Annotated in this window: 17 protein-coding genes; 8 read left to right on the top strand and 9 right to left on the bottom strand. The window is 64.2% G+C overall.

Annotated elements, in window-relative coordinates:
* Positions 1 to 52: 52 nt before the first annotated feature.
* From LQD11_RS13340 to acnD, 7 genes are all read right to left on the bottom strand, one after another.
* Positions 53 to 2,086 (bottom strand): TonB-dependent hemoglobin/transferrin/lactoferrin family receptor, encoded by a 2,034-nt coding sequence (locus tag LQD11_RS13340; protein ID WP_238617979.1) that lies wholly within the window; start codon positions 2,084 to 2,086, stop codon positions 53 to 55.
* A gap of 176 nt (positions 2,087 to 2,262) precedes the next feature.
* Positions 2,263 to 2,928, bottom strand: coding sequence for an SDR family oxidoreductase (locus LQD11_RS13335; RefSeq protein WP_238617978.1), 666 nt, complete (start codon positions 2,926 to 2,928; stop codon positions 2,263 to 2,265).
* Positions 2,925 to 3,476 carry a heme utilization cystosolic carrier protein HutX gene (gene hutX / locus LQD11_RS13330; RefSeq protein ID WP_238617977.1) on the bottom strand — a complete coding sequence of 184 codons (552 nt, stop codon included), beginning with the start codon at positions 3,474 to 3,476 and terminating at the stop codon, positions 2,925 to 2,927. The genes LQD11_RS13335 and hutX overlap by 4 nt, the downstream gene beginning before the upstream one ends.
* A gap of 57 nt (positions 3,477 to 3,533) precedes the next feature.
* Positions 3,534 to 3,851 (bottom strand): c-type cytochrome, encoded by a 318-nt coding sequence (locus LQD11_RS13325; protein ID WP_008932151.1) that lies wholly within the window; start codon positions 3,849 to 3,851, stop codon positions 3,534 to 3,536.
* 29 nt (positions 3,852 to 3,880) lie between these two features.
* Entirely contained in the window at positions 3,881 to 6,643 is a 2,763-nt protein-coding gene (locus LQD11_RS13320; RefSeq protein WP_238617976.1) for a S9 family peptidase, read from the bottom strand.
* Positions 6,644 to 6,785: 142 nt separating this feature from the next.
* Positions 6,786 to 7,967 carry a 2-methylaconitate cis-trans isomerase PrpF gene (gene prpF / locus LQD11_RS13315; protein ID WP_238617975.1) on the bottom strand — a complete coding sequence of 394 codons (1,182 nt, stop codon included), beginning with the start codon at positions 7,965 to 7,967 and terminating at the stop codon, positions 6,786 to 6,788.
* A 90-nt stretch (positions 7,968 to 8,057) separates the two neighbouring features.
* Positions 8,058 to 10,655, bottom strand: coding sequence for a Fe/S-dependent 2-methylisocitrate dehydratase AcnD (gene acnD / locus LQD11_RS13310; protein ID WP_238617995.1), 2,598 nt, complete (start codon positions 10,653 to 10,655; stop codon positions 8,058 to 8,060).
* A gap of 210 nt (positions 10,656 to 10,865) precedes the next feature.
* Here acnD and LQD11_RS13305 point away from each other — a divergent pair, with 210 nt between their 5' ends.
* Positions 10,866 to 12,128 carry a sensor domain-containing diguanylate cyclase gene (locus LQD11_RS13305; RefSeq protein WP_238617974.1) on the top strand — a complete coding sequence of 421 codons (1,263 nt, stop codon included), beginning with the start codon at positions 10,866 to 10,868 and terminating at the stop codon, positions 12,126 to 12,128.
* A gap of 21 nt (positions 12,129 to 12,149) precedes the next feature.
* On the opposite strand, the gene LQD11_RS13300 is transcribed toward LQD11_RS13305, so the two are convergent.
* Together LQD11_RS13300 and LQD11_RS13295 are read right to left on the bottom strand one after the other, a co-directional pair.
* Positions 12,150 to 14,756 (bottom strand): PAS domain-containing sensor histidine kinase, encoded by a 2,607-nt coding sequence (locus tag LQD11_RS13300; protein WP_238617973.1) that lies wholly within the window; start codon positions 14,754 to 14,756, stop codon positions 12,150 to 12,152.
* Positions 14,757 to 14,853: 97 nt separating this feature from the next.
* Positions 14,854 to 15,288: a DsrE family protein gene (locus tag LQD11_RS13295; RefSeq protein WP_008932156.1), complete on the bottom strand. Its 435-nt coding sequence runs from the start codon at positions 15,286 to 15,288 to the stop codon at positions 14,854 to 14,856.
* Positions 15,289 to 15,365: 77 nt separating this feature from the next.
* Here LQD11_RS13295 and LQD11_RS13290 point away from each other — a divergent pair, with 77 nt between their 5' ends.
* The 7 genes from LQD11_RS13290 (at position 15,366) to LQD11_RS13260 (ending at position 21,738) form a co-directional block, all read left to right on the top strand.
* The gene (locus tag LQD11_RS13290; RefSeq protein ID WP_008932157.1) at positions 15,366 to 15,566 is read left to right on the top strand and encodes a hypothetical protein; all 201 of its coding nucleotides are present in this window, start codon (positions 15,366 to 15,368) and stop codon (positions 15,564 to 15,566) included.
* A 172-nt stretch (positions 15,567 to 15,738) separates the two neighbouring features.
* Positions 15,739 to 18,591, top strand: a complete 2,853-nt coding sequence (locus LQD11_RS13285; protein WP_238617972.1) for a monovalent cation/H+ antiporter subunit A — start codon at positions 15,739 to 15,741, stop codon at positions 18,589 to 18,591.
* Between the two features lie 18 nt (positions 18,592 to 18,609).
* A complete protein-coding gene (locus tag LQD11_RS13280; protein WP_008932159.1) occupies positions 18,610 to 18,963 on the top strand; it encodes a Na+/H+ antiporter subunit C in 354 nt (117 codons plus the stop codon).
* Positions 18,960 to 20,468 carry a monovalent cation/H+ antiporter subunit D gene (locus tag LQD11_RS13275; RefSeq protein ID WP_008932160.1) on the top strand — a complete coding sequence of 503 codons (1,509 nt, stop codon included), beginning with the start codon at positions 18,960 to 18,962 and terminating at the stop codon, positions 20,466 to 20,468. The genes LQD11_RS13280 and LQD11_RS13275 overlap by 4 nt, the downstream gene beginning before the upstream one ends.
* Before the next feature lie 62 nt (positions 20,469 to 20,530).
* Positions 20,531 to 21,049 carry a Na+/H+ antiporter subunit E gene (locus LQD11_RS13270; protein ID WP_200176429.1) on the top strand — a complete coding sequence of 173 codons (519 nt, stop codon included), beginning with the start codon at positions 20,531 to 20,533 and terminating at the stop codon, positions 21,047 to 21,049.
* A complete protein-coding gene (locus LQD11_RS13265; RefSeq protein WP_008932162.1) occupies positions 21,046 to 21,315 on the top strand; it encodes a K+/H+ antiporter subunit F in 270 nt (89 codons plus the stop codon). Before LQD11_RS13270 ends, LQD11_RS13265 begins: the two co-directional genes overlap by 4 nt.
* Positions 21,316 to 21,330: 15 nt before the next feature.
* Entirely contained in the window at positions 21,331 to 21,738 is a 408-nt protein-coding gene (locus LQD11_RS13260) for a Na+/H+ antiporter subunit G (protein WP_238617971.1), read from the top strand.
* Positions 21,739 to 21,764 lie beyond the last annotated feature (26 nt).

Here is a 21,764-nt window from a genome sequence, read left to right as displayed (position 1 = left end):
GACCTCGGTCGCTGCGGGTGTTCAGCGGGTTCATGGCAGGGTCTCCTTGATGTCAGAAGCGATAGCTGGCCTGGATCTTCACGTTGCGCCCCGGGTCGTTCATGGATGACAGGTGAGGGCGGTAGGTCTTGTCGGTGAGGTTGTCGATGCCGAAATCCACCCGCATCCGGTCCCGGTCCGCGCCAGGTCGCAGGGTCAGAAAGATATCGGTGAGGGTGTAGCTGTCGGCGGTGTCCGCGTCGTCCGGTACCCGGTCCTGGGACCAGGCATGGGTCACGCGGCCACCCAGGGTGAGCCGACCCTGCATGACATGCACGCCCCCTTCCAGCGCCAGGTTATCGGCGGGAATGCCGGACAGGGGGCCGCCTTCGGTGCGGTTGTCTCCCCGCTGCCGGGCGGCGCTCACGGTGATGAAGTGATCCGGATGGGTGTAATGAATCTCCAGTTCCTGTCCCCGCAGGCGGGCATCATTCACGTTCTCGAAGTAGGTGCGGCCACCGGGGATGGGAGGACCGAAGGCCGGCATCTCCAGCTCCACGATCTGGTCGATGAAGTCCTCCACGTCGTTCTGGTACACCGACAGTCTTGCCCGCAACCGGTCCTCGGGATGGAACAGGCCCCGTGCATGGTGGGTCAGGCCCAGTTCCTTGTTGCGCGCCTTTTCCGGTCGCAGGTCCGGATTGGGCTCGAACCGGTTGTTGCCGAAGTGGATGCCGCCCACGTACAGGTTGGTGAGCGAGGGGGCGCGGAAGGCCTCGGAATAGCCGGCGAACAGTTCCCAGCCCGGAGTCAGGGTATAGGTGGCACTGATCTGCCCCGACCATTCGGATTCGGTCAGTCGGTCGTGGTCGTCGGCGTCCTTGCTGAAATGGTCATACCGCAGGCCGGGGGCGATCTCCAACCGGTCCGTGATGAGCAGGCGATCCACCAGGAAGATTCCGGTGACCGCCTGGCGGGCATCGGGATACATGGGACGGCTCTCGCCATCCCGCTCCCCTTTTTGGCGATCCTGGTAATGTTCCAGACCCACGACCACCAGATGATCCACCGGGCCGGTTTCAAACCGCAGGGTGTTGGTCAGGTCCAACCCCAGGGTATTGAGTTGGGTGACATCGTTGCGGCCGGTGTCGGTGCGGGTTTCGTCCAGTTCCACCTGATTACCGTAGAGGGTGGCATCCAGATCCAGCCAGCGGCTGTCATCGGGATGCAGTTGGTAGCGCAGGGTCTGGGTCCGATTGTCCGTGCGCCGGTCGACGATGATGGCGGTGCTGCCGGCGCCGGTGCCGGTACTGTTGGCATTGGAGGGGATTTCGTGATCATCCCGAAAGGCCTGCAGACTGAGGGTCAGACGGTGCCCCGGTGCCGGGGTCAGGGTGCCCTTGAGCAGGCCGGACACGATCTCGTCGCCGGTGTACAGGATGGTGTCACCGTTCCCGTCTTTCAGGTCGGACTGCTCCCGCTTGAGCACGTTGGCCAGCAGGGACAGGCGTTCTCCCCGTCCCGCGGCGGTGGCCGAGAACAGGGACTGATCCCCCTGGCTCTGGTAGCCGGCGCTCACCCGGCCGCCGGCATCGACATCCGGCCCCAGGAAGCTGTCGGCATCCTGGGTGCGGAAATTCACCACGCCGCCCAGGGCACCCGAACCATACAGGGTGGAGGCCGGTCCCCTGAGCACTTCCACCTGTTCCAGCAGCAGGGGGTCCAGAAAGATTCTGCCCTTGTGGCCGGCGCCGAAATTCTGGCGCGCATTGTCCACCCGGATCACGACCCGTTCTCCGCTCAGCCCCCGGATCACCGGTTCCATGGCGATGGCACGGGTACCGCCGCCGATGCCGACGCCGGGCAGCATGCGCATGATGTCCGCCAGGTTGGCGGCCTGGTCCCGATCCATGGACTCACGGTCACGCACCGCCACCGGGGCGTTGACCTGCTCCACCGGTGCCGGCATGCGGGTGGATTCAATGAGCAGGGTGGGCAGGGTCACCGAGGCATAAAGAGGATCCCCGGCCGGATCGGCCCCGTGGGCCGTGCCGGAAAGGGCGGCGGCGATGGCCGCGGTGAGCATGCACAGGCGCTGACGCGTCATGAAACCTCCAGAACCCGACGAAGTGGGCGCACTCCGTCCCAAGCTTGAAAAGGCGGCCTGGCTGGCTTGCCGACAGGGGTCGGTGGCGGGCTGAGCTGCAAGTGGACTCAGGTGTTTCCGTGATGGGAAACACGAATGGTGAAATGATATTGATTATTATTTGCAAGTCAAGGGCGTCATCCCGTCCCGGTTGCCGGGATCGGATCGATCCGGGCGCGATCCCTGTCCACGGCCGCATAGGCCTTGCCGAGGGCGCCGGGGTCGGACATCACCTGCCGGATCAGCAGCGCCACGTCCGCCCGCTGAATGAAGCCGTGAATGGCGGGGTTTTCCGACAGCATGCCCCGGCCGGTGGCCGGTTCATCGCCCAGACCGCCGGGACGAATGAGGGTAAAGGGCACGCCGGAAGCCTTGAGATGGGCTTCCGCACGGGTCTTGGCATCCACCACATCCCCGAAGGCGGCGATGGCCCGTGCCGAGCGGAACGGCATCATCTCGCCGCAGCCGATGGCGGTCACCAGAATGCAGTGCCGCACCCCTCGGGCAGCGGCGGCATCGACAATGATCCGGTTGCCGTCGTCGTCCACGAAACGGCCGTCTTCGGTCCGGCCCGATACCGTGGAAACCACGATGCCCTGATCATCCAGCGCATCGAAGGCCCGTTTCACATCACCGGGTTCGAGGACGTCACCGGGCATGATGTCGGCACCGATCTCCAGCAGTGGCAGGGCGTCCGTGCGCGGGCGAACCATGGCCAGTACCGGGATGTCATCCCGCCGGAGCAGCCGGGCCAGCGCCAGACCGACCCCGCGGCTGGCACCGAAGATGAGGACGGGGGTCATGCGCAGGCCTCCTGGTCGGCCTGATCCAGATGCAGCAGGGCCTTTTGCAGGCGCTCGAACAGATCCAACTGGTCCCGGCGCAACTGCCGCTGTTCATCACGTCCGAGGAAGACCTTGAACATGCACTCGCCCGTCTCGTTGAAAAACTGGATTGAGGCGGTCTCCATGCCCATGAAGGGACGCCTGACGAAGACGATATGAGCGCAACGCTCCGGGCGCAGATGACCGGACAGGCCGGTGCCGCCGTGCAGGTTGAAGAAACCATGGCCGGTCTTGCCGCGGGGGATCGGACCCTTGAATTCCAGGATGACGTCCTGGTTATGGATCACGGTGACCAGATCGCCCCAGTCGGAGAGGGCATGCATGACGTTGATGAAGTGTCTACCGCGTACCTCGGTCCACAGGGATCGGGGCAGGCAGTGGATGATGTCCCGCATGGAGCAGCGGGCCTGCCGGGCCATGTCTTCAAGAATCCCGTCCGCCGATTGGGCCAGTTGTTGGCGTACCTGCTCCAGGTCGGTGACGGTCTCGTGGATGGCTGATGCCATGGGAGTGGTCCTCCAGTGTCGGGATGAAAGGATGAAAGGCCCCGGGGGGCGGGTGAATCAATGACTGAGTACCCACTTCACCAGCATGCGGATATTGTCCTCGCCCACCCAGGCGTTTGGGGGCATGGGAATCTGGCCCCAGTTGCCCACCCCGCCGTCACGCACCTTGCCGGTGAGCTTGTCGACGGCGCCGGCATCACCCCGGTAGCGGGCGGCCACCTCCTTGTAGCTGGGGCCGATGGCCTGGCCGTCGATCTGATGACAGGCCATGCACCCGCTCTGGTTGGCGATGTCCATGTCCGCCAGTGCGGGGGAGGCGGTGGCCATCAGGAGCAGGCACATGGTTCCCAGGGATGATCCGTGCTTGCGCAGCATGTCTTGACCTCGACTATTGAATAAAAGGGCTAATGATTATCATTTATGTCTTCACGAAATGCACGACCCGCGATGCCACCGATGGCCGAATACTGCACCAGGGGCAGACCCTGGATGATCCAGCTGCCCGGTTCTTCGCCCTTGAGCCAATGTTCGTGCCATTGGGACACCCGGCTGGAGTAATCCAGCTGATTTTCCCGGCGTCGCAGGTTGTGTCCTTCTCCTTCGTAGGCCAGCATGACGATGGGTTTTCCCATCCGGCGCAGGGTGTTGTAGATCTCCACCCCCTGATTGAAGGCCACCGACTCGTCTTCGGTGCCGAACATGACCAGCAAGGGCGTGTCGATGCCTTGGGCATTGAAGACCGGGGAGTTGGCCACGTAGCTGCCGAGATCCTCCCAGAAGGGTCTGGGCAGCCGCGCCTGACCGGTTTCGAAGATGAGATGTTCCGGAATGCCGGTGCGCCAGTAGATGGAATTGTATTTGCTGATCAGGTTGGTGATGGGGGCGCCGGCAACGGCGGCGGCAAACAGATCGGTCTGGGTGATGATGTAGCTGACCTGGTAGCCGCCCCAGGAATGTCCCACCAGTCCGATGCGGGCGGGATCCACCCGGCCACTTTCCAGGACCGCCTTGACCGCGGGCACCACGCTCTCCAGGGCGGACTCTCCGGGCCGGCCCAACTCGTAGTGAATGTCCGGTTCCAGGACGAAATAACCCTCCGAGGACAAGCGACGGGCATTGAAGGCATGATTGTGGCGGGGCAGGGTGTATTCATGCAGGGTATCCGAGCGTTGCTCATAAATGTGCACGATCATGGGATACTGTCGGCCCGGTTCGTAGTCGGCGGGGTAGAGCAGCCGGGCCTCCAGCGGCTCTCCCTTCTCGGTCCTGAACCGGACCAGTTCATCACCGGCCCAGTGAAACCGTGCCTGCTGAGGATTGGTGCGGGTGAGGCGATGATGCCGGACAAAGTCGCTGTCGGTGAGGAAGTAGTCCGGCGAGTCGACCGCGGTCTGTAAGCGATAGACATACTGATCGGTGGCGGCCGCGTACTGAAGCTGATCCACCTGCATGGGGCCATGAATCAGGGTGTCCAGGGTGCCGCGATGCCAGCGCGCATACCCGGTATCCTTGGTGCGCAGGCCGAACATTTCCAGATGGACGGGACCTTCCGGGTCCAGGCTGGGCCGCAGGCGGTCCAGGATGGCCTGACGGTAGCGGATGCCGTGCTCCGCGCCCTGGGTGAGGCGCTGGATGTGTTCGCCGTCCGGCTGGGCCAGATAGACATCATGCTGATCATACAGCAGCACCCAGGCATCTCCGTCGGCCCATTGGCCATGACCGAAGGGGCGGTCGATGGTGCGTCCGTTCACCTGGGTGAAGTCATTGAAACGACTCTCCACCGTCGCCGTCAGATTGGCGTACCGGCCGGTGTGAATGTCGTAGGTCCACCAGTCCTCGCCGGAGAAGTACAGCAGGTAGCGGCCCTGTGGTGAACTGCTCACCGACTCATAGCGCTCAAGCACCAGGGTCCGCTCGCCGCCATGCACATCCACCAGATGGATGTCGTTCCACTGATCCCACAATTGGGGCTGGTAGGGCCTGGGATCATGGAGTACCGCGTGATGCTGACCCCGGACCAGTTCCAGGCTCAGGCCCGGTTCATCGGCCAGGGCAAAAAAACGCCCATCCCGCAGATGCCAGACTGCCCAGAGATGGGGAATGGCGCGGTCATCTCCCTTCTTCTGCCGGTAGGGCTGGATAGGATCATCGCGCCAGTGCCAGATCCGCACGGTGCTGGGGGGGAGGGCGGTTTCAGCCTCCGAATCTGTCCCGTCAGCGGACTGGAGCGGTGTCATGGGAAAGAACAGGCGCAGGCCATCGTCCGACCATCGAGGCCAGCGTCCCTGGGCGAAGGCCAGCGTGGCGGCTTCATCCTCGCCCCGGGGGGGTGTCAGGACGTGACGTACCGGCCGGGAATCCAGCTGTTCGAACACCAGGGCGGCCAGCGGCTCCCGAGGCTTGCCGTCAGCTGCGCGGAACACGGAAAGACGCTGACCATCGGGGCTCCAGCTCAGATGGAAATGGCCTCCGGGATGCTGGTCCAGGGTACGACGGTTGCCCGTGGCCGGATTCAGGATCACCACTTCATGGGAGTCGGGCGTCCTGATCGTCATTGCCAGATGGTCGGACCCGGTGCTGAACCGGTGTTCCTGAACCCCCGGGAGATGGATCGACTGTGATCGTGACAGGTCGTGGAGCAGTAATTCCCCGTCGTGGGCCGTTTCATTCTCCGGCATGGTCCGTCGAACCGCCAGGAATCGCCCGTCGGGCGAGATTTCATGGCTGATCACGCCGGAAAAGAAGGTGACGGCACCCGTATCCAGCCGCAGTGCGCCCAGACGGGTCTCATGGGGCGGCGTGTCCTGGATACTCTTGCCGGCCACCGTCTGGGCACGGAAGAAGAACCACTGTCCATCCGGCGAAAAGCCATGGCCGAAGGCGTGCTCGAACCGGAACTGCCGATCCGGATCGACCGTACTTGAGACCTGGGTCAGGGATTCGCCTCGAACCATGCCAACCTGGTTATGGAAGAACCACAGGCCGTCGGCCGACAGGCCGGCATTGGCGATGGTATGCCAAAGATGGTAGTCATCGGGGGTCAGGGGCTGTTTGGCCTCCGTGCCTGAAAGAAGCGGGAACGGCGTCAGGCAGAGCAGGACGAGCATGATGACTCGGGCAGCGGACACGATCTTTACGGCAGCAGGCGAGGGTGGCTGTCTGTCCATGGTCTGTGAATCCTGTCGGTATTTTGTCGACATGAAAACACAAACGATAATTATTCGCAATAATGGATCGAGTTCGACAAAAAGCCCCGGACGAGGCCGGGGCGTTTTGCATCATCGGGGAGCCGGTCCAGCCGCCGGGAGATCAGGTACTGTCCGCGGGAATCCTGACCCAGCCTTCCATCAGTACCCGGGCGCTACGGCTCATGATGGCCTTGGTCACCGTCCATTCGCCGTTCTCGCAACGGGCTTGTGCACCCACCCGCAGGGTGCCGGAGGGATGGCCGAAACGCACCGCCGTGCGCTCACCGCCGCCGGCCGCCAGATTCACCAGGGTACCGGGGATGGCCGCCGCGGTACCGATGGCCACGGCGGCCGTACCCATCATGGCATGATGCAGCTTGCCCATGGACAGGGCGCGCACCAGCAGGTCCACATCCTCCGCCCGGACGGGCTTGCCGCTGGAAGACACGTAATCCTTCGGCCCGGCGACGAAGGCCACCTTCGGGGTGTGCTGGCGCTGGGCGGCCTCTTTCAGGTCGCTGATCAGGCCCATGCGCAGGGCGCCGTGGGCACGCAGGGTCTCGAATCGCTCCAGCGCCTCGGCGTCCCCGTTGATGGCCTCCTGCAGTTCGGTGCCGGTATAGCCGATGTCCTCGGCGTTGACGAAGATGGTGGGGATGCCGGCATTGATCATGGTGGCCTTCAGGGTGCCCAGGCCGGGGACATCCAGATCGTCCACCAGATTGCCGGTGGGGAACATGGAGCCGCCGGTGTCATCCGCCGGTTCCATGAACTCGATCTGCACCTCGGCGGCGGGGAAGGTGACCCCGTCCAGTTCGAAGTCGCCGGTTTCCTGTACCGCGCCGTCGGTGATGGGTATGTGGGCGATGATGGTCTTGCCGATGTTGGCCTGCCAGATGCGCACCGTGGCGATGCCGTTGTCGGGGATGCGGCCGGGGTCCACCAGACCGGCGCTGATGCCGAAGGCCCCCACGGCGGCGGTGAGGTTGCCGCAGTTGCCGCTCCAGTCCACGAAGGCCGTGTCGATGGAGACCTGGCCGAACAGGTAGTCCACGTCGTGATCCGGGCGGGTGCTTTTAGACAGAATCACGGTCTTGCTGGTGCTGGAGGTGGCGCCGCCCATGCCGTCGATCTGTTTGCCGTAGGGGTCGGGGCTGCCGATCACCCGCAGCAGCAGGGCGTCCCGGGCTGGTCCCGGGACCTGAGCGGCCTCGGGCAGGTCGGTCAGGTTGAAGAACACGCCCTTGCTGGTGCCGCCGCGCATGTAGGTGGCGGGGATCCTGATCTGGGGTTTGTGGCTCACGAAGATGTCTCCTGGAAATCCTGGCAACAACTCAGGGCTTTGGATGGGTGAACACCCCTCTCCCGCAAGGGGAGAGGGGCCTGCAGTGGCTCAGGCGGCGTTTTCCGCCTCCAGGAAGTCCTGGGCAAAACGCTGCAGGACACCACCGGCATCGTAGATGGAGACCTCTTCCGCCGTATCCAGCCGGCAGGTCACCGGCACGTCCACCCGCTCACCGTTGCGGCGATGGATCACCAGGGTGAGGGTGGTGCGCGGCTTGCGCTCACCGATCACATCATAGGTTTCGGTGCCGTCGAGGGCCAGGGTGTTGCGGTTGGTGCCCGGCTGGAATTCCAGCGGCAGCACGCCCATGCCGATCAGGTTGGTGCGATGGATGCGCTCAAAGCCCTCGGCAACGATGGCCTCCACCCCTGCCAGACGCACGCCCTTGGCCGCCCAGTCGCGGGAGGAACCCTGACCGTAGTCGGCACCGGCGATGATGATCAGGGGCTGCCGGCGGGCCATGTAGGTCTCGATGGCCTCCCACATGCGGGTCACCTGGCCTTCCGGCTCGATCCGGGCCAGGGAGCCCTGCTTCACCTGGCCGTTTTCATCCCGCACCATCTCGTTGAGCAGTTTGGGGTTGGCAAAGGTGGCCCGCTGGGCGGTCAGGTGGTCCCCGCGATGGGTGGCGTAGGAATTGAAGTCTTCCTCCGGCAGACCCATTTTCGCCAGGTATTCCCCGGCGGCACTGCTGGCCAGAATAGCGTTGGACGGCGACAGGTGGTCGGTGGTGATGTTGTCACCCAGCACCGCCAGCGGGCGCATGCCCTTGAGGGTGCGCTCACCGGCCAGGGCGCCCTCCCAGTAGGGAGGGCGGCGGATGTAGGTACTCATGGGACGCCAATTGTAGAGGGGGCTGACGGTCTCGGTGCCCTGGTCCCGGGCCTCGAACATGGGGATGTAGACCTCCCGGAACTGCTCGGGCTTGACGCTGGCACGCACGATGGCGTCGATTTCCTCGTCGCTGGGCCAGATATCCTTGAGGGTGACGGGATTGCCGTCGGCATCGTGTCCCAGCACATCCTTCTCGATGTCGAAGCGGATGGTCCCGGCGATGGCATAGGCCACCACCAGGGGCGGGGAGGCCAGGAAGGCCTGCTTGGCATAGGGGTGAATGCGGCCGTCGAAATTGCGGTTGCCGGAGAGCACGGCAGTGGCGTAGAGGTCGCGGTCGATGATCTCCTGCTGGATCTTCGGGTCCAGCGCGCCGGACATGCCGTTGCAGGTGGTGCAGGCGAACGCCACCACGCCAAAGCCCAGCTGCTCCAGTTCCGGCAGCAGGCCGGCTGCTTCCAGGTACATCTTCACCGTCTTGGAGCCGGGGGCCAGGGAGGACTTGACCCAGGGCTTGCGGGTCAGGCCCAGCCGGTTGGCATTGCGGGCGATCAGGCCCGCCGCCACCATGTTGCGCGGGTTGGAGGTGTTGGTGCAGCTGGTGATGGCGGCGATGATCACGGCCCCGTCGGGCATCTTGCCCGGCTCCTCGGTCCAGGCCCCGGCAATGCCGCGGCTGGCCAGTTCCCGGGTGGGCAGCTGGGCATGGGGGTTGGAGGGACCGGCCAGGGTGCGTTCCACGGCGGACAGGTCAAAACGCAGCACCCGCTCGTATTCGGCGCCCTTGAGGCTGTCGGCCCACAGGCCGGCCGTCTTGGCGTAGGTCTCCACCAGGGCCACCTGGGCGTCGTCGCGGCCGGTGAGCTTGAGGTAATCGATGGTCTGGCCGTCGATGTAGAACATGGCGGCGGTGGCGCCGTATTCCGGCGTCATGTTGGCGATGGTGGCCCGATCGCCCACGGTGAGGGCATCGGCACCCTCGCCAAAGAATTCCAGATAGGCGCCCACCACCCGCTCCCGACGCAGGAAGGCGGTCAGGGCCAGCACCATGTCGGTGCCGGTGATGCCCGGCTTGAGTGTGCCGGTGAGTTCCACGCCGACGATGTCGGGCAGGCGCATCATGGAGGCCCGGCCCAGCATCACGCTTTCGGCCTCCAGGCCGCCCACGCCCACGGAGATCACGCCCAGGGCATCCACCATGGGGGTATGGCTGTCGGTACCCACGCAGGTGTCCGGGAAGGCCACGCCGTCGCGGACCTGGATCACTGGCGACATCTTTTCCAGATTGATCTGGTGCATGATGCCGTTGCCGGGGGGGATGACGTCCACATTGCGGAAGGCCTGCTTGGTCCAGTTGATGAAGTGGAAGCGGTCTTCGTTGCGGCGGTCCTCGATGGCCCGGTTCTTCTCGAAGGCGTCGGCTTCAAAGCCGCCGTGTTCCACCGCCAGGGAGTGATCCACGATCAGCTGGGTGGGCACCACCGGGTTGATCTTGGCCGGGTCGCCGCCTTTTTCGGCGATGGCGTCCCGCAGACCGGCCAGGTCCACCAGGGCGGTCTGGCCCAGGATGTCGTGGCAGACCACACGGGCGGGGAACCAGGGGAAGTCCAGTTCACGCTTGCGCTCGATGATCTGCCTGAGTGCGTCGGTGAGTCCTTCGGGCTCGCAGCGGCGCACCAGGTTTTCCGCCAGGACGCGGGCGGTATAGGGGAGCGTGTCGTAGGCACCGGGCTGGATGGCCTCGACGGCGGCGCGGGTGTCGAAATAATCCAGCGCTGTTCCTGGCAGGTTTTTGCGGTATTCAGTGTTCATCATTGGCAACTCGCTTGAAATCCTTGAGGCTGAACCGGAGAAGACAAGGCCCTCAACCGTGAGAAGGGCGATTATACAGTGATCGCGGCATGCTTGACGGTAGCGTTTGTCGGATGCCGGTACATGGTGAGAGGGGTGTGATCGGGTATCATGGCGGCTACGGGAATCCGTGTACTCACTTCCCCGTGGACCGAATAACCGGAGCGCCGAATGGCCCTGACCTTGTCCGACCAGATGCTCAAGGCGGCGATTGAACAATCGTTCAATGCCGTGGTGGTCACCGATGCCCTGCTGGAAATGCCCGGGCCACGGATTTTGTTCGTGAATCAGGCCTTCTGCGACATGACGGGTTACACGTGCCAGGAACTCATCGGCAAGACACCGCGCATCCTGCAGGGGCCGCGTACCGACCTTGATACCATCGAACGGCTGCGCCGATGCCTGAAGGCAGGCGAGTTCTTCATCGGCAATACGGTCAATTACCGCAAGGACGGCAGCTGCTATTACGTAGAGTGGAATATCTCGCCCATCCGGGACGACAAGGGACTGATCACCCATTTCGTCTCCGTGCAGCGGGACCTGACGGAGAAGGTCCGTGCTGAATACGAGCGCAACCTGATGGCCAATGCCCTGGAGGCCAATTCGGATCAGGTGGTGATGACGGACCGGAACGGCACCATCGTGTATGTGAATCGTGCCTTCGAGAAGCAGACCGGCTACCGTCGAGAGGACGTGATCGGCAAGACCCCCGCCATCCTGAAATCCGGCCATCACGACGGAGCATTTTACAAGCAATTATGGGACACCCTGGACTCCGGTCAGCCTTTTCGCGCCACCTTCGTCAACAAGGCCAGGGACGGCAGTCTGTTCCATCTGGAGCAGACCATCACGCCGGTCCGGGACGAGTACGGCGAGATCACTCATTACATGAGTACGGGCAAGGACATCAGCGAGCGGGTGCGCATGGAGCAGACCCTGCGCCGGATGGCCACCATCGACCTGCTGACCGGCCTGCCCAATCGCAGCTTCGGTGAACAGTTGCTGGAGCGGGAGTGGTATCGGGCAGGGCGTTACGCCGAGGGCTTCAGCATCATCATGGCCGATATCGACCACTTCAAGGCCATCAACGATCAGCATGGCCACGGGGTAGGGGACCAGGTGCTGTCACGGGTGGGGCAGCTGCTGCAGGATCTGGTCAGGCGTTCGGATTCAGCCATCCGCTGGGGCGGTGAGGAATTCCTGATTCTGGTGCCCAAGACACATCTGCGGGATGCGGTGGAACTGGCGGAGCGGGTCAGGGCGGGCATCGGCCGCCATGCCCATCCGACTGTGGGGCATGTCACCCTGAGCTTCGGCGTGGCCTGCTATCGCGAGGGGGATACCCGCAAGACCTTGCTCAGAAGGGCGGACGATGCCCTGTATGCCGCCAAGGAGGCGGGACGTGACTGTGTCAGATCGGCACCGGATGACTGATGGGGGCTTTTCGGGGAACGGTCAGCTGGAACCCGAAGTCAGTTGCTCCAGGACTTCCATCAGCTTCGGGATGTCCAGCGGCTTGGTCAGATAGTGGGCAAACCCGGCTTGCCGCCCCCGTTCCTGATCACCCTTCATGGCGTTGGCGGAAATCGCCACCACGGGGATATGGGCGGTTTCGGGCCATGACTTGAGGGCTTCCAGGGCCTCATAGCCGGTCATGCCCGGCAGATTGATGTCCATCAGCACAATGGCGGGAGGTTGCCGCCTGGCCAGGGCGATGCCGGTTTCCGCGTCCTCTGCCAACATCAGCGCAAAACGGTCGTGATGGCCGAGCACCCGTTCCATGAGGCGTCTGCTGGCCGGGTTGTCCTCCACGTAGAGGACGGTGACATGGTCCGTGGTCACGGGTCCCCTGTCCCCATCACTGTGCGGCGTGGTTTCCGCCGGCCCCGCGGGGATGCCGGATGGTTGGGTGTCGGGGAGCGGGAGCAGGGAAGGCTGCGAGCCGGCATCCGCCAATGGCAGGTCCAGCCAGAACGTGCTGCCCTCACCCTCCCGGCTACTGAACCCGATCCGGCCTGCCATGGCTTCCACGAGCCGCCGCGTGATGATCAAGCCGATGCCCGTTCCCTCCACATGCTTGCACTCGATACCCAGGCGATCAAAGGGGACAAACAGGCGTTCCTGCTTATGCGCCGGAATGCCCGGGCCACTGTCGGTGACGCAGACGCGGATCATCCATGCATCGGGATGTTCGAGGGTGACATGCACCCATCCTTGAGGGTGATTGTACTTGACGGCATTGCTGAGCAGGTTGATCAGGGCCTGGCGCAGGCGGGTGTAGTCGGCCTTGACCAGCATCTCTTCCCGCAAGTCCGCTGGAAGGTGAATGCGTACCCGGCGCTCGGTGGCCAGCCCGGAAACGAATTCCAGGCTTTCTTTCAGGACGGATCCGAGCGGGACCGCCTCGATGCTCAGGGTCAGCTGGCCGGTATCGATCCTGGCCAGGTCGATCAGGTCGTTGATGATCGTCAGCAGGTGCCGGCCGGCCTTGTGGATCTGGCGGATGTTGTCCTGGTCCTCGTCCGGGCGTGAATCATCGATATCCAGCAGTTGGGCAAATCCCAGGATGGCGTTCAGCGGCGTGCGCAGTTCGTGGCTCATGCTGGCCAGGAATTCACTCTTGGCACGGTTGGCGGCTTCGGCCTGATTCTTGGCTTCCAGCAGGGCCTCCCGATTGGCCACGCGCTGGGTGATATCCCGCAGCGTGGCGACATAGTGGGTGACCTGCGCGTGCCGGTCCTTGACGGCGGTGATGAGTAGCTCCTGGGGGTAGAGCGAGCCGTCCTTGCGGCGGTTCCAGATTTCTCCCTGCCAGCTACCGTGTTGCCCGATACTGTCCCAGATCTGCCGATAGAAGGCGTCATCGTGCAGTCCTGAGCGCAACAGGTTCGGATTGCGACCGACGGCATCCTCGGCGCTGTAGCCGGTGATGCGGGTAAACGCGGTGTTGACCTGCAGGATCACGCCATGCCGGTCCGTCACGAACATGCCTTCCATGGCCTCGAAGGCGGTGGCGGCAATGCGCAGCTGCTGTTCCATCCGCCGTTCCTCGGTGACATCCCGTACCACGCCCAGGAATCCCGAGGGATGACCCTGGTGCCTGACCAGGGGGACGATGTCGGCGCTGAAGTCCCGTGTTCCCGCGCCGGGCAGATCCAGTCGATAATCGCACCGGCTTGGTTGTCCGGTGGCGCGCACACGGTCAATGGCCTCCTGTATGACCTGGGCGACCTCGGCCGGCAACGATGAGGAAAAATGCTGACCCAGGAACCGTTCCGGCGGGACCAGGAGGTCATGCTTGTCCGGGGCGTGGTAATCCAGGTAGCGGCCTTCCTCGTCCAGTACGAACAGCAACTCGCGCATGGAGGAAACCAGGGTGGACAGGCGGTTTTCCCGTTCCCGGAGCGCCGTTTCCGAGCGGCGTCGGTCGGTGATGTCGGTAAAACTGACCACGGTCGCATGGGGGGTGTCTTCACCGCACTGGAACAACGGCTGTGTATTGACCAGCAGCCAGGTGACTTCGCCGGTTGTCCGGCGCAGTCCCATTTCCACTTCACGCAGGGGTTGGGCGGTGCGCAGGGTGACCAGGCCCGGCATCTCCTCGCCGCGGTAAGGGCGGCCGTCGTCGTGAACGGCGTTCCAGTCAGGGTCCGTGACGGAAATCCCGCTCAGCATCCCGGCGCTCAGACCGAGTATCCGCTCCGCGGCGGGATTACTGGTGGTGATCCGGCCGTCCCGATCCAGCAGCACGACCCCTTCCGACAGGGCATCAACCACGGAACGGTAGCGATACTCGCTTTGCCGAAGCAGGGCGCGCTGCTCATGCAGATGCCGGTTGACCATCACCAGGATCATCATCAGCAGGATGAAGGTGCCGGCGGCGGCCGCCAGGCCGGGCAACGGGCTGTCCTGGTACTGTGTGCGGAGGTTGCCCGAATCGGCGTCGGCGGCGTACTCGATCTGGTATGGGTCGATGGCGGCATCACCGGGGTGTGCCGGCGCGGTGACCGGAGACAGCTGGAGGACGGCAAGACAGATCAGGGCGGACAGTCTCCTAACCATCCGGGCGGCACCTTTGAGGCGGTAAAAACTCGCCATGGTGCCATAAAAAAGCCCACCCGGAAACGAGTGGGCCGGCAGGAATTGCCAGAGCGTGATGTCAGAAGTTCAGGAAACGGGTCCCGTGGATCATGAACTCACCCATCTGCGGGGGGGTGGCCACATCCACGCCGTCAATGAGATCATCCCGGGTGAAGTCGCTGTTGGGCAGGAACAGGGCGCAGACACTGACCTTGGCGCCGGCCTGCATCACGCCGCGCATGATCTGCTGCGCGGTGGCATCGGGGCCTTTCATCACCGGGCCGTCATAGGCCTTGGTCCCCATCACGCCGCCCTGGTCGCACAGCAGAACCTGTACCGTGGCGCCCCGTTCCACCAGCTGGCGGGTCAGGATCATGGCCATGGCCTGGGTCTGGGGTTCACCGCTGTTGACGGTCACCAGAACGCGGTTGTCTTCGGCAGCGGCGAGCTGGGCCAGGGGCGCTAGGGCCAGCAGCATCACCAGGGCGATCAATCCAGTCTTCAGGTGCTTCATGGTAAGCGGTACTCCTTGTTGGAAATGGCCCCTGAAGTATATCACTCACTACTAATATTGCGAGGGCCACGCGTCGCATGCTCAAGTTTCTGACCCTGCTGATCCTGATTCTGTTTGCCTGGTGGCGCCTGAAACGCTGGCTTCAGCACCGGCGCCTGCAGGCCCAGGGACTACCGGTGCCGGAGCAGAAGGGGGTGCGTCCCATCACCATCCTGAGCCTGGTGCTCCTGGGGGTGTATGGCGGGTTCCTGTTGTGGCATCTCTTTGGGCAGGTTTGAAAAACCCGAGTTTTCGGGCTGGTTTCCCCGATCCTGATTGGGTAAAGTTACCGGCCGGGCCGGGGCGGCTGCCCCTTCCAACCTAAATTATGATCGAGGACATTTCCGTGCCGGACACCCTGGTGTTCACGGCGACGGTTTGTCGTGCACGTCCCTCAATTCGGGTGACCCAATGAACCTTGCGTTGATCGTCATATTGCCTTTCCTCGGCGCGCTGCTGCCTGCGCTGATGATCCGCGCCGGACGCAATGCCTGCGCCATCGCCACCGGCTCGGTCACCCTGCTGGCCTTCGGCCTGCTCATGTCCCATGCCCCGGCCGTGTTTCGCGGCGAGATCGTGCAGGTGGGCTGGCAATGGCTTCCCCAGCTGGGACTGAACGTCAATTTCTTTCTCGACGGCCTGGGTTTCCTGTTCGCCAGCCTGATCCTGGGCATCGGCCTTCTGATCATCATCTACGCCCGGTTCTATCTGTCCGAGAAAGACCCCATGGGCAACTTCTATACCTACCTGCTGCTGTTCCAGGGCGCCATGGTGGGTATCGTGCTGTCGGACAACATCCTGCTGCTGCTGATTTTCTGGGAACTGACCAGCCTGTCGTCCTTCCTGCTCATCGGCTACTGGAAGCATCTGCCGGAAGGGCGCCAGGGGGCGCGCATGGCCCTGGCCGTGACCGGGGGCGGTGGTCTGGCCATGATTGCCGGCATGCTCATCCTGGGCAACATCGTCGGCTCCTATGACCTGACGGTGATCCTGCAGAACGCCGAACTGATCCAGGCCTCCCCCCTGTATCTGCCGGCCCTGATCCTGATCCTGATCGGCTGCTTCACCAAGAGCGCCCAGTTCCCGTTCCATTTCTGGCTGCCCCATGCCATGGCCGCGCCCACGCCGGTGTCCGCCTACCTGCACTCGGCCACCATGGTCAAGGCGGGGATCTTCCTGCTGGCCCGGATGTGGCCGGTGCTGGCGGGCACCGATGCCTGGTTCTATCTGGTGACCACCACCGGGCTCTTCACCATGGTGCTGGCCGCGGGCATCGCCCTGTTCAAGGATGACCTCAAGGGCCTGTTGGCCTACTCCACCGTGAGCCACCTGGGACTCGTCACCATGCTCTTCGGCCTGGCCACGCCCATGGCGGCCGTGGCCGGGGTGTTCCATATCCTCAATCACGCCACCTTCAAGGCCGCCCTGTTCATGAACGCCGGCATCGTCGATCATGAGGCCGGTACCCGTGACATCAAACGCCTGGGCGGATTGATGACCCTGATGCCCATTACCGCCACCCTGGGCATGGTGGCCGCGGCCTCCATGGCCGGGGTGCCGTTGCTCAACGGGTTCCTCTCCAAGGAAATGATGCTGGAAGAGGCGGTGCATGCCACCTGGGCCGGGCAGGGCTGGATCATCCCCCTGGCCGCCACCCTGGGCGCCCTGTTCTCCGTGGCCTATTCCTTCCGCTATATCGCCCATGTCTTCCTGGGGCCGAAGCGGGACGATTATCCCCACACTCCCTACGATCCGCCGGCGGGATTCTGGCTGCCGCCGGCCTTCCTGGTGTCCCTGGTGATCCTCATCGGGCTGTTCCCGGAGGCCCTGGCCGGTCCGCTGGTGCGCGTCACGGCGACGGCGGTCACCGGCGCACCCCTGCCGGATTTTTACCTGTCCATCTGGCACGGCCTGACCCCGGCCCTGTTCATGTCCATGGCGGCACTGGCGGGTGGTCTGTTCCTGATCTGGCGCTACACCTTGGTGCGCGCCCGCTGGCAGGCCGGACCTCACCCCGACGCCAAGGGCATGTTCGATACCGGCATGGCCGCCCTGGTCCGTGCCGCCCAGTGGGCCATCCTGAGCCTGCATAACGGCTCTCTGCAGCGCTATCTGGCTTTCATGGTCGGCGGTTTCGTGGTGCTGGGGTTTGCCGCCTTCATGAATGCTTCCCACGGCGTCGGTAGCCGCGAACTGCTGCCGGCCACGCCGGTGGCCGTGATCGCCTGGATCCTGTTGCTGGGGGTCTGCGCCGTCGCCCTGCTGCTGCACCGCCAGCGTTTGCTGGCCCTGGTGGCGGTGAGCGTGGCCGGTCTGATCGTCTCGGTGGGCTTTTTGTACTTCTCCGCGCCGGACCTGGCCCTGACCCAGATCTCGGTGGAAGTGGTGACCACCATCCTGATCCTGCTGGCCCTGTACTTCCTGCCCAAGCAGACGCCCGCCGAGAGCGACGGGGCGCGCAAGGTGCGCGACGGCATCATCGCCGCCCTGGCGGGTCTGGGCGTGGGTGCCCTGTGCTGGGCGGTGATCACCCGCGACTTCACCAGTATTTCCACCTTCTTCCTGGACGAATCCGTGCCCGGCGGCGGTGGCACCAACGTGGTAAACGTGATCCTGGTGGACTTCCGCGGCTTTGACACCTTCGGCGAGATCATCGTGCTGGGCATCGCGGCCCTGGCCATCTACGCCCTGTTGGAAGGGGCGGTTCGGGGCCGTGCCGGTGCCCGGCTGGCGGCCTGGATGCCGGATCAGCCCCAGTCGGCGGATCGGCATCCCATGATGATGGTGGTGGCCACCCGGTTGATGCTGCCGCTGGCGCTGATGGTGGGCCTGTACATCATGCTGCGGGGGCACAATATGCCGGGCGGCGGCTTCATCGGCGGCCTGGTGGTTTCCATCGCCCTGATCATGCAGTACATGGCCAGCGGCTTCCAATGGACCGCCCGTCAGGTGCGAGTGGACTATGACGCCATGATCGGCGTCGGGGTGCTGGTGGCCGGGGCCACCGGCATCGTTGCCATGCTGTGGGATTACCCCTTCCTCACCTCGGCCCATACCCATGTCCACCTGCCCCTGATCGGGGAAGTGGAGGTGGCCAGTGCGTTGCCCTTCGACATCGGTGTCTTCCTCACCGTGGTCGGGGGCGTGATGCTGGCGCTGGCGAACCTGTCCCGCCTGGGCAGCCTGTCCAGTCACCGGCCCGATAATGAAGGCCCCATGGATGTGGACCCGTCTGCCCCGGTGTCCTCGGTGCGGTCCCGCTGATCAAGAGAGAACGAGCGTATGGAATTCATCGTTGCCAGTTCCGTGGGCGTGCTGACCGCCGCCGGGGTCTACCTGTTATTGCGGGCCAGGACCTACCCGGTGATCCTGGGTCTGACCCTGCTCACCTATGCCGTGAACTTCTTCCTGTTTGCCATGGGGCGGCTGTCGGTCAATCTGCCCCCGGTCATCAGTGACGAGGCCCTGGGCTATGCGGATCCCTTGCCCCAGGCCCTGGTGCTGACCGCCATCGTCATTTCCTTTGGCATGACGGCGGTGGTGGTGGCCATGGCCCTGCGGGCCTATCTGGAGAGCGACAGCGATCACGTGGACCTGAGCCGGTCCGAGGGTAGCGAGAAGGCGGATCACTCATGAATCACTGGATCATTCTTCCCATCCTGGTGCCGGCGGTGGTGGCACCCATGATCGTGCTGGCGGTGCGTCACGACATCGTCCTGGCGCGGGTCTTCTCCGTGGCCTCGGCGGTGATCATGCTGCTGCTGGGCGGCATCCTCATGGGCATGGCCGCCGACGGTCAGACCCAGATGTATGCCCTGGGCAACTGGCCCATGCCGTTCGGTATCGTCCTGGTGCTGGACCAGCTCTCGGCGCTGATGCTGGTGCTCACGGCGGTGCTCGGGCTGGTGGTGGTGCTCTATGCCATCGACGGCTGGGACCGACACGGGCGACACTTTCATGCCCTGTTCCAGTTGCAGCTGATGGGCATCAACGGTGCCTTTCTCACCGGCGACCTGTTCAACCTGTTCGTGTTCTTCGAGATTCTGCTGATTGCCTCCTACGGCCTGATGGTCCATGGCGGCGGCCCGGCCAGGATGCGGGCGGGAGTGCAATACGTGGTGGTCAACCTGGTGGGTTCGTCGGTCTTCCTGGTGGCCATCGGCCTGATCTACGGCGTCACCGGCACCCTCAACATGGCGGATCTGGCCCTGCGGGTGCCGGAAGTGGGCGCCTCCGAACAGGCCTTGCTGCAGACCGGCGCCCTGTTGCTGCTGCTGGTGTTCGGCGTCAAGGCCGCCCTGGTGCCGGTGCAGTTCTGGCTGCCGGGCACCTACGCCCTGGCGCCGGCGCCGGTGGCCGCGCTGTTCGCCATCATGACCAAGGTGGGTGCCTATTCCATCATCCGCATGTATACCCTGGTCTTCGGTGACGGGGCGGGGGAGGCGGCGGGCATCGCCGCCGACTGGCTGTTGCCGGCGGCCCTGGTCACCCTGGTGGTGGGCATGGTGGGTGTGCTGGCCTCCCGCAGTCTGGGCCAGATGGTCAGCTTCGGCGTCATCGGCTCCATGGGCACCCTGCTCACGGCGGTGTCCCTGTTCACCCCCGAGGCCCTGTCGGCGGGCCTGTACTACCTGCTCCATTCCACTCTGGCGGCGGCGACCCTGTTCCTTATCGTCGGGTTGGTGGTGGACCGGCGTCCGGGGCTGGGGGATGATCTGGTGGTGGCGCCCACCTTCGCCCAGGCCGGACTGATTGCCGGCGGGTTCTTCCTTGCGGCCATCGCCATGGTGGGCATGCCGCCCCTGGCGGGTTTTCTGGGCAAGCTGCTGATCCTGGACGCGGCCCGGGACAGCGACGCCGTGATCTGGATCTGGTCCCTGATCCTGGTGACCTCCCTGCTGGCCATCATCGGTTTCGGCCGGGGCGGGAGCACCCTGTTCTGGAAGAGTGCCGCGGTGGAGGGGCGCCTGGAGACCGACGGGGCACCGGAATCGGGCGCGTTGTCATTCGTGGCCGTCGGCCTGCTGCTGGCGTCACTGGTATTCCTGACGGTCTTTGCCGGACCGGTGACGGGCTACCTGGACGCGACGGCGGCGCAGCTGTTCGAGACGCGCGCCTACATCGGCGCCGTGCTGGACTAGCGCACCAGCGCCGCCGGACCCATCAAAATCCTTACCGTATCATCTAGACAGGTATCCGCCCGATGGCAGACAAACGGCACAAACGGACATTCTGGGAGCGGTGGCTGCCCCACCCCCTGATGACCCTGACCCTGGTGCTCCTGTGGATGCTGCTGCTCAACAGCTTCACCGTGGGCGGTCTGGTCATGGGCCTCATCCTGGGCGTGGTCATCCCCATCATCACCAGCAGCTTCTGGCCGGAACGCCCCCCCATCCGGGCCTACGGCAAGGCCCTGTCCTTCATGCTCCTGGTGGCCTGGGACGTGGTCGTGGCCAATGTCATCGTGGCCCGCCTGATCCTGTTCCATCCCCCGGAAAGCCTCAAGACCCGCTGGGTGACCGTGCCCCTGGACCTGAAGTCCCCGGAGGCCATTACCGTCCTGGCCGGCACCATCTCCATGACCCCCGGCACCGTCAGCAGCGACCTGTCCGCCGATGGCCGCAGCCTGCTGGTGCACTGCCTGGACGCACCGGACGCGGAGGAGGCGGTGATGCAGATGAAGACCCGCTACGAAGCCCGGCTCAAGGAGATCTTCCCATGATCGGTTATGCACTGACCTTCGGCTTCTTTGCCGTCTGCCTGGCGCTGATGCTCAACCTCTGGCGCCTGGTGCAGGGGCCGACCTTGATGGACCGGGTACTGGCGGTGGACACCATGATGATCAATGCCATCGCCCTGATCATCCTCTACGGCATCCAGCAGCAGACCACCCTGTATTTCGAGGCGGCCCTGTTGCTGGCCATGTTCGGTTTCATTTCCACCGTCGCCTATTGCCGCTTCGTCCTGCGCGGCGACGTGATCGAGTGATCGGGAGGCATGACCATGGCATTCTGGCTTGAATTGGTGATCTCCCTGCTGATCGTGGTGGGGGGGTGTTTCGTCATCGTGGGTTCCGTGGGACTGGTGAAGCTGCCGGATCTCATGAGCCGTCTGCACGCCCCCACCAAGGCCACCACCCTGGGCGTGGGCGGCGCGTTGGTGGCCTCCATGCTGTATTTCTGGGGGATCGAGGGCAAGGTATCCATCCATGAGGTGCTGATCACGGCCTTTCTGTTCCTCACCGCCCCGGTGACCGCTCACTTCGTGGCCAAGGCCTATCTGCACCAGCACCCGGAGAAAAAACCGGAACTGCCCCCCACCGGCCGTCCCTACGGCTGGAGCACCTACGACGCACCACCGGATTCGACAGCTGGGCAGGCCGGGGATGTGGAGGCCGAAAAGAAGGATTGAGTCGACACCATTCATGCCGTCGACCT

Origin of the sequence: Ectothiorhodospira shaposhnikovii, from assembly GCF_022227765.1 — a bacterium.
Classification (GTDB): Bacteria; Pseudomonadota; Gammaproteobacteria; order Ectothiorhodospirales; family Ectothiorhodospiraceae; genus Ectothiorhodospira.
Note: the sequence above shows the minus strand (reverse complement) of the source record. Positions and strands in the feature narration are given on the sequence as shown.

Bases quoted from the DNA above. Each gene is read 5' to 3' on its own strand.
- LQD11_RS13340 (WP_238617979.1), bottom strand. From the start codon at position 2,086: ATGACGCGTCAGCGCCTGTGCATGCTCACCGCGGCCATCGCCGCCGCC.
- LQD11_RS13335 (WP_238617978.1), bottom strand. From the start codon at position 2,928: ATGACCCCCGTCCTCATCTTCGGTGCCAGCCGCGGGGTCGGTCTGGCG.
- hutX (WP_238617977.1), bottom strand. From the start codon at position 3,476: ATGGCATCAGCCATCCACGAGACCGTCACCGACCTGGAGCAGGTACGC.
- LQD11_RS13325 (WP_008932151.1), bottom strand. From the start codon at position 3,851: ATGCTGCGCAAGCACGGATCATCCCTGGGAACCATGTGCCTGCTCCTG.
- LQD11_RS13320 (WP_238617976.1), bottom strand. From the start codon at position 6,643: ATGGACAGACAGCCACCCTCGCCTGCTGCCGTAAAGATCGTGTCCGCT.
- acnD (WP_238617995.1), bottom strand. From the start codon at position 10,655: ATGAACACTGAATACCGCAAAAACCTGCCAGGAACAGCGCTGGATTAT.
- LQD11_RS13305 (WP_238617974.1), top strand. From the start codon at position 10,866: ATGGCCCTGACCTTGTCCGACCAGATGCTCAAGGCGGCGATTGAACAA.
- LQD11_RS13300 (WP_238617973.1), bottom strand. From the start codon at position 14,756: ATGGTTAGGAGACTGTCCGCCCTGATCTGTCTTGCCGTCCTCCAGCTG.
- LQD11_RS13295 (WP_008932156.1), bottom strand. From the start codon at position 15,288: ATGAAGCACCTGAAGACTGGATTGATCGCCCTGGTGATGCTGCTGGCC.
- LQD11_RS13290 (WP_008932157.1), top strand. From the start codon at position 15,366: ATGCTCAAGTTTCTGACCCTGCTGATCCTGATTCTGTTTGCCTGGTGG.
- LQD11_RS13285 (WP_238617972.1), top strand. From the start codon at position 15,739: ATGAACCTTGCGTTGATCGTCATATTGCCTTTCCTCGGCGCGCTGCTG.
- LQD11_RS13280 (WP_008932159.1), top strand. From the start codon at position 18,610: ATGGAATTCATCGTTGCCAGTTCCGTGGGCGTGCTGACCGCCGCCGGG.
- LQD11_RS13275 (WP_008932160.1), top strand. From the start codon at position 18,960: ATGAATCACTGGATCATTCTTCCCATCCTGGTGCCGGCGGTGGTGGCA.
- LQD11_RS13270 (WP_200176429.1), top strand. From the start codon at position 20,531: ATGGCAGACAAACGGCACAAACGGACATTCTGGGAGCGGTGGCTGCCC.
- LQD11_RS13265 (WP_008932162.1), top strand. From the start codon at position 21,046: ATGATCGGTTATGCACTGACCTTCGGCTTCTTTGCCGTCTGCCTGGCG.
- LQD11_RS13260 (WP_238617971.1), top strand. From the start codon at position 21,331: ATGGCATTCTGGCTTGAATTGGTGATCTCCCTGCTGATCGTGGTGGGG.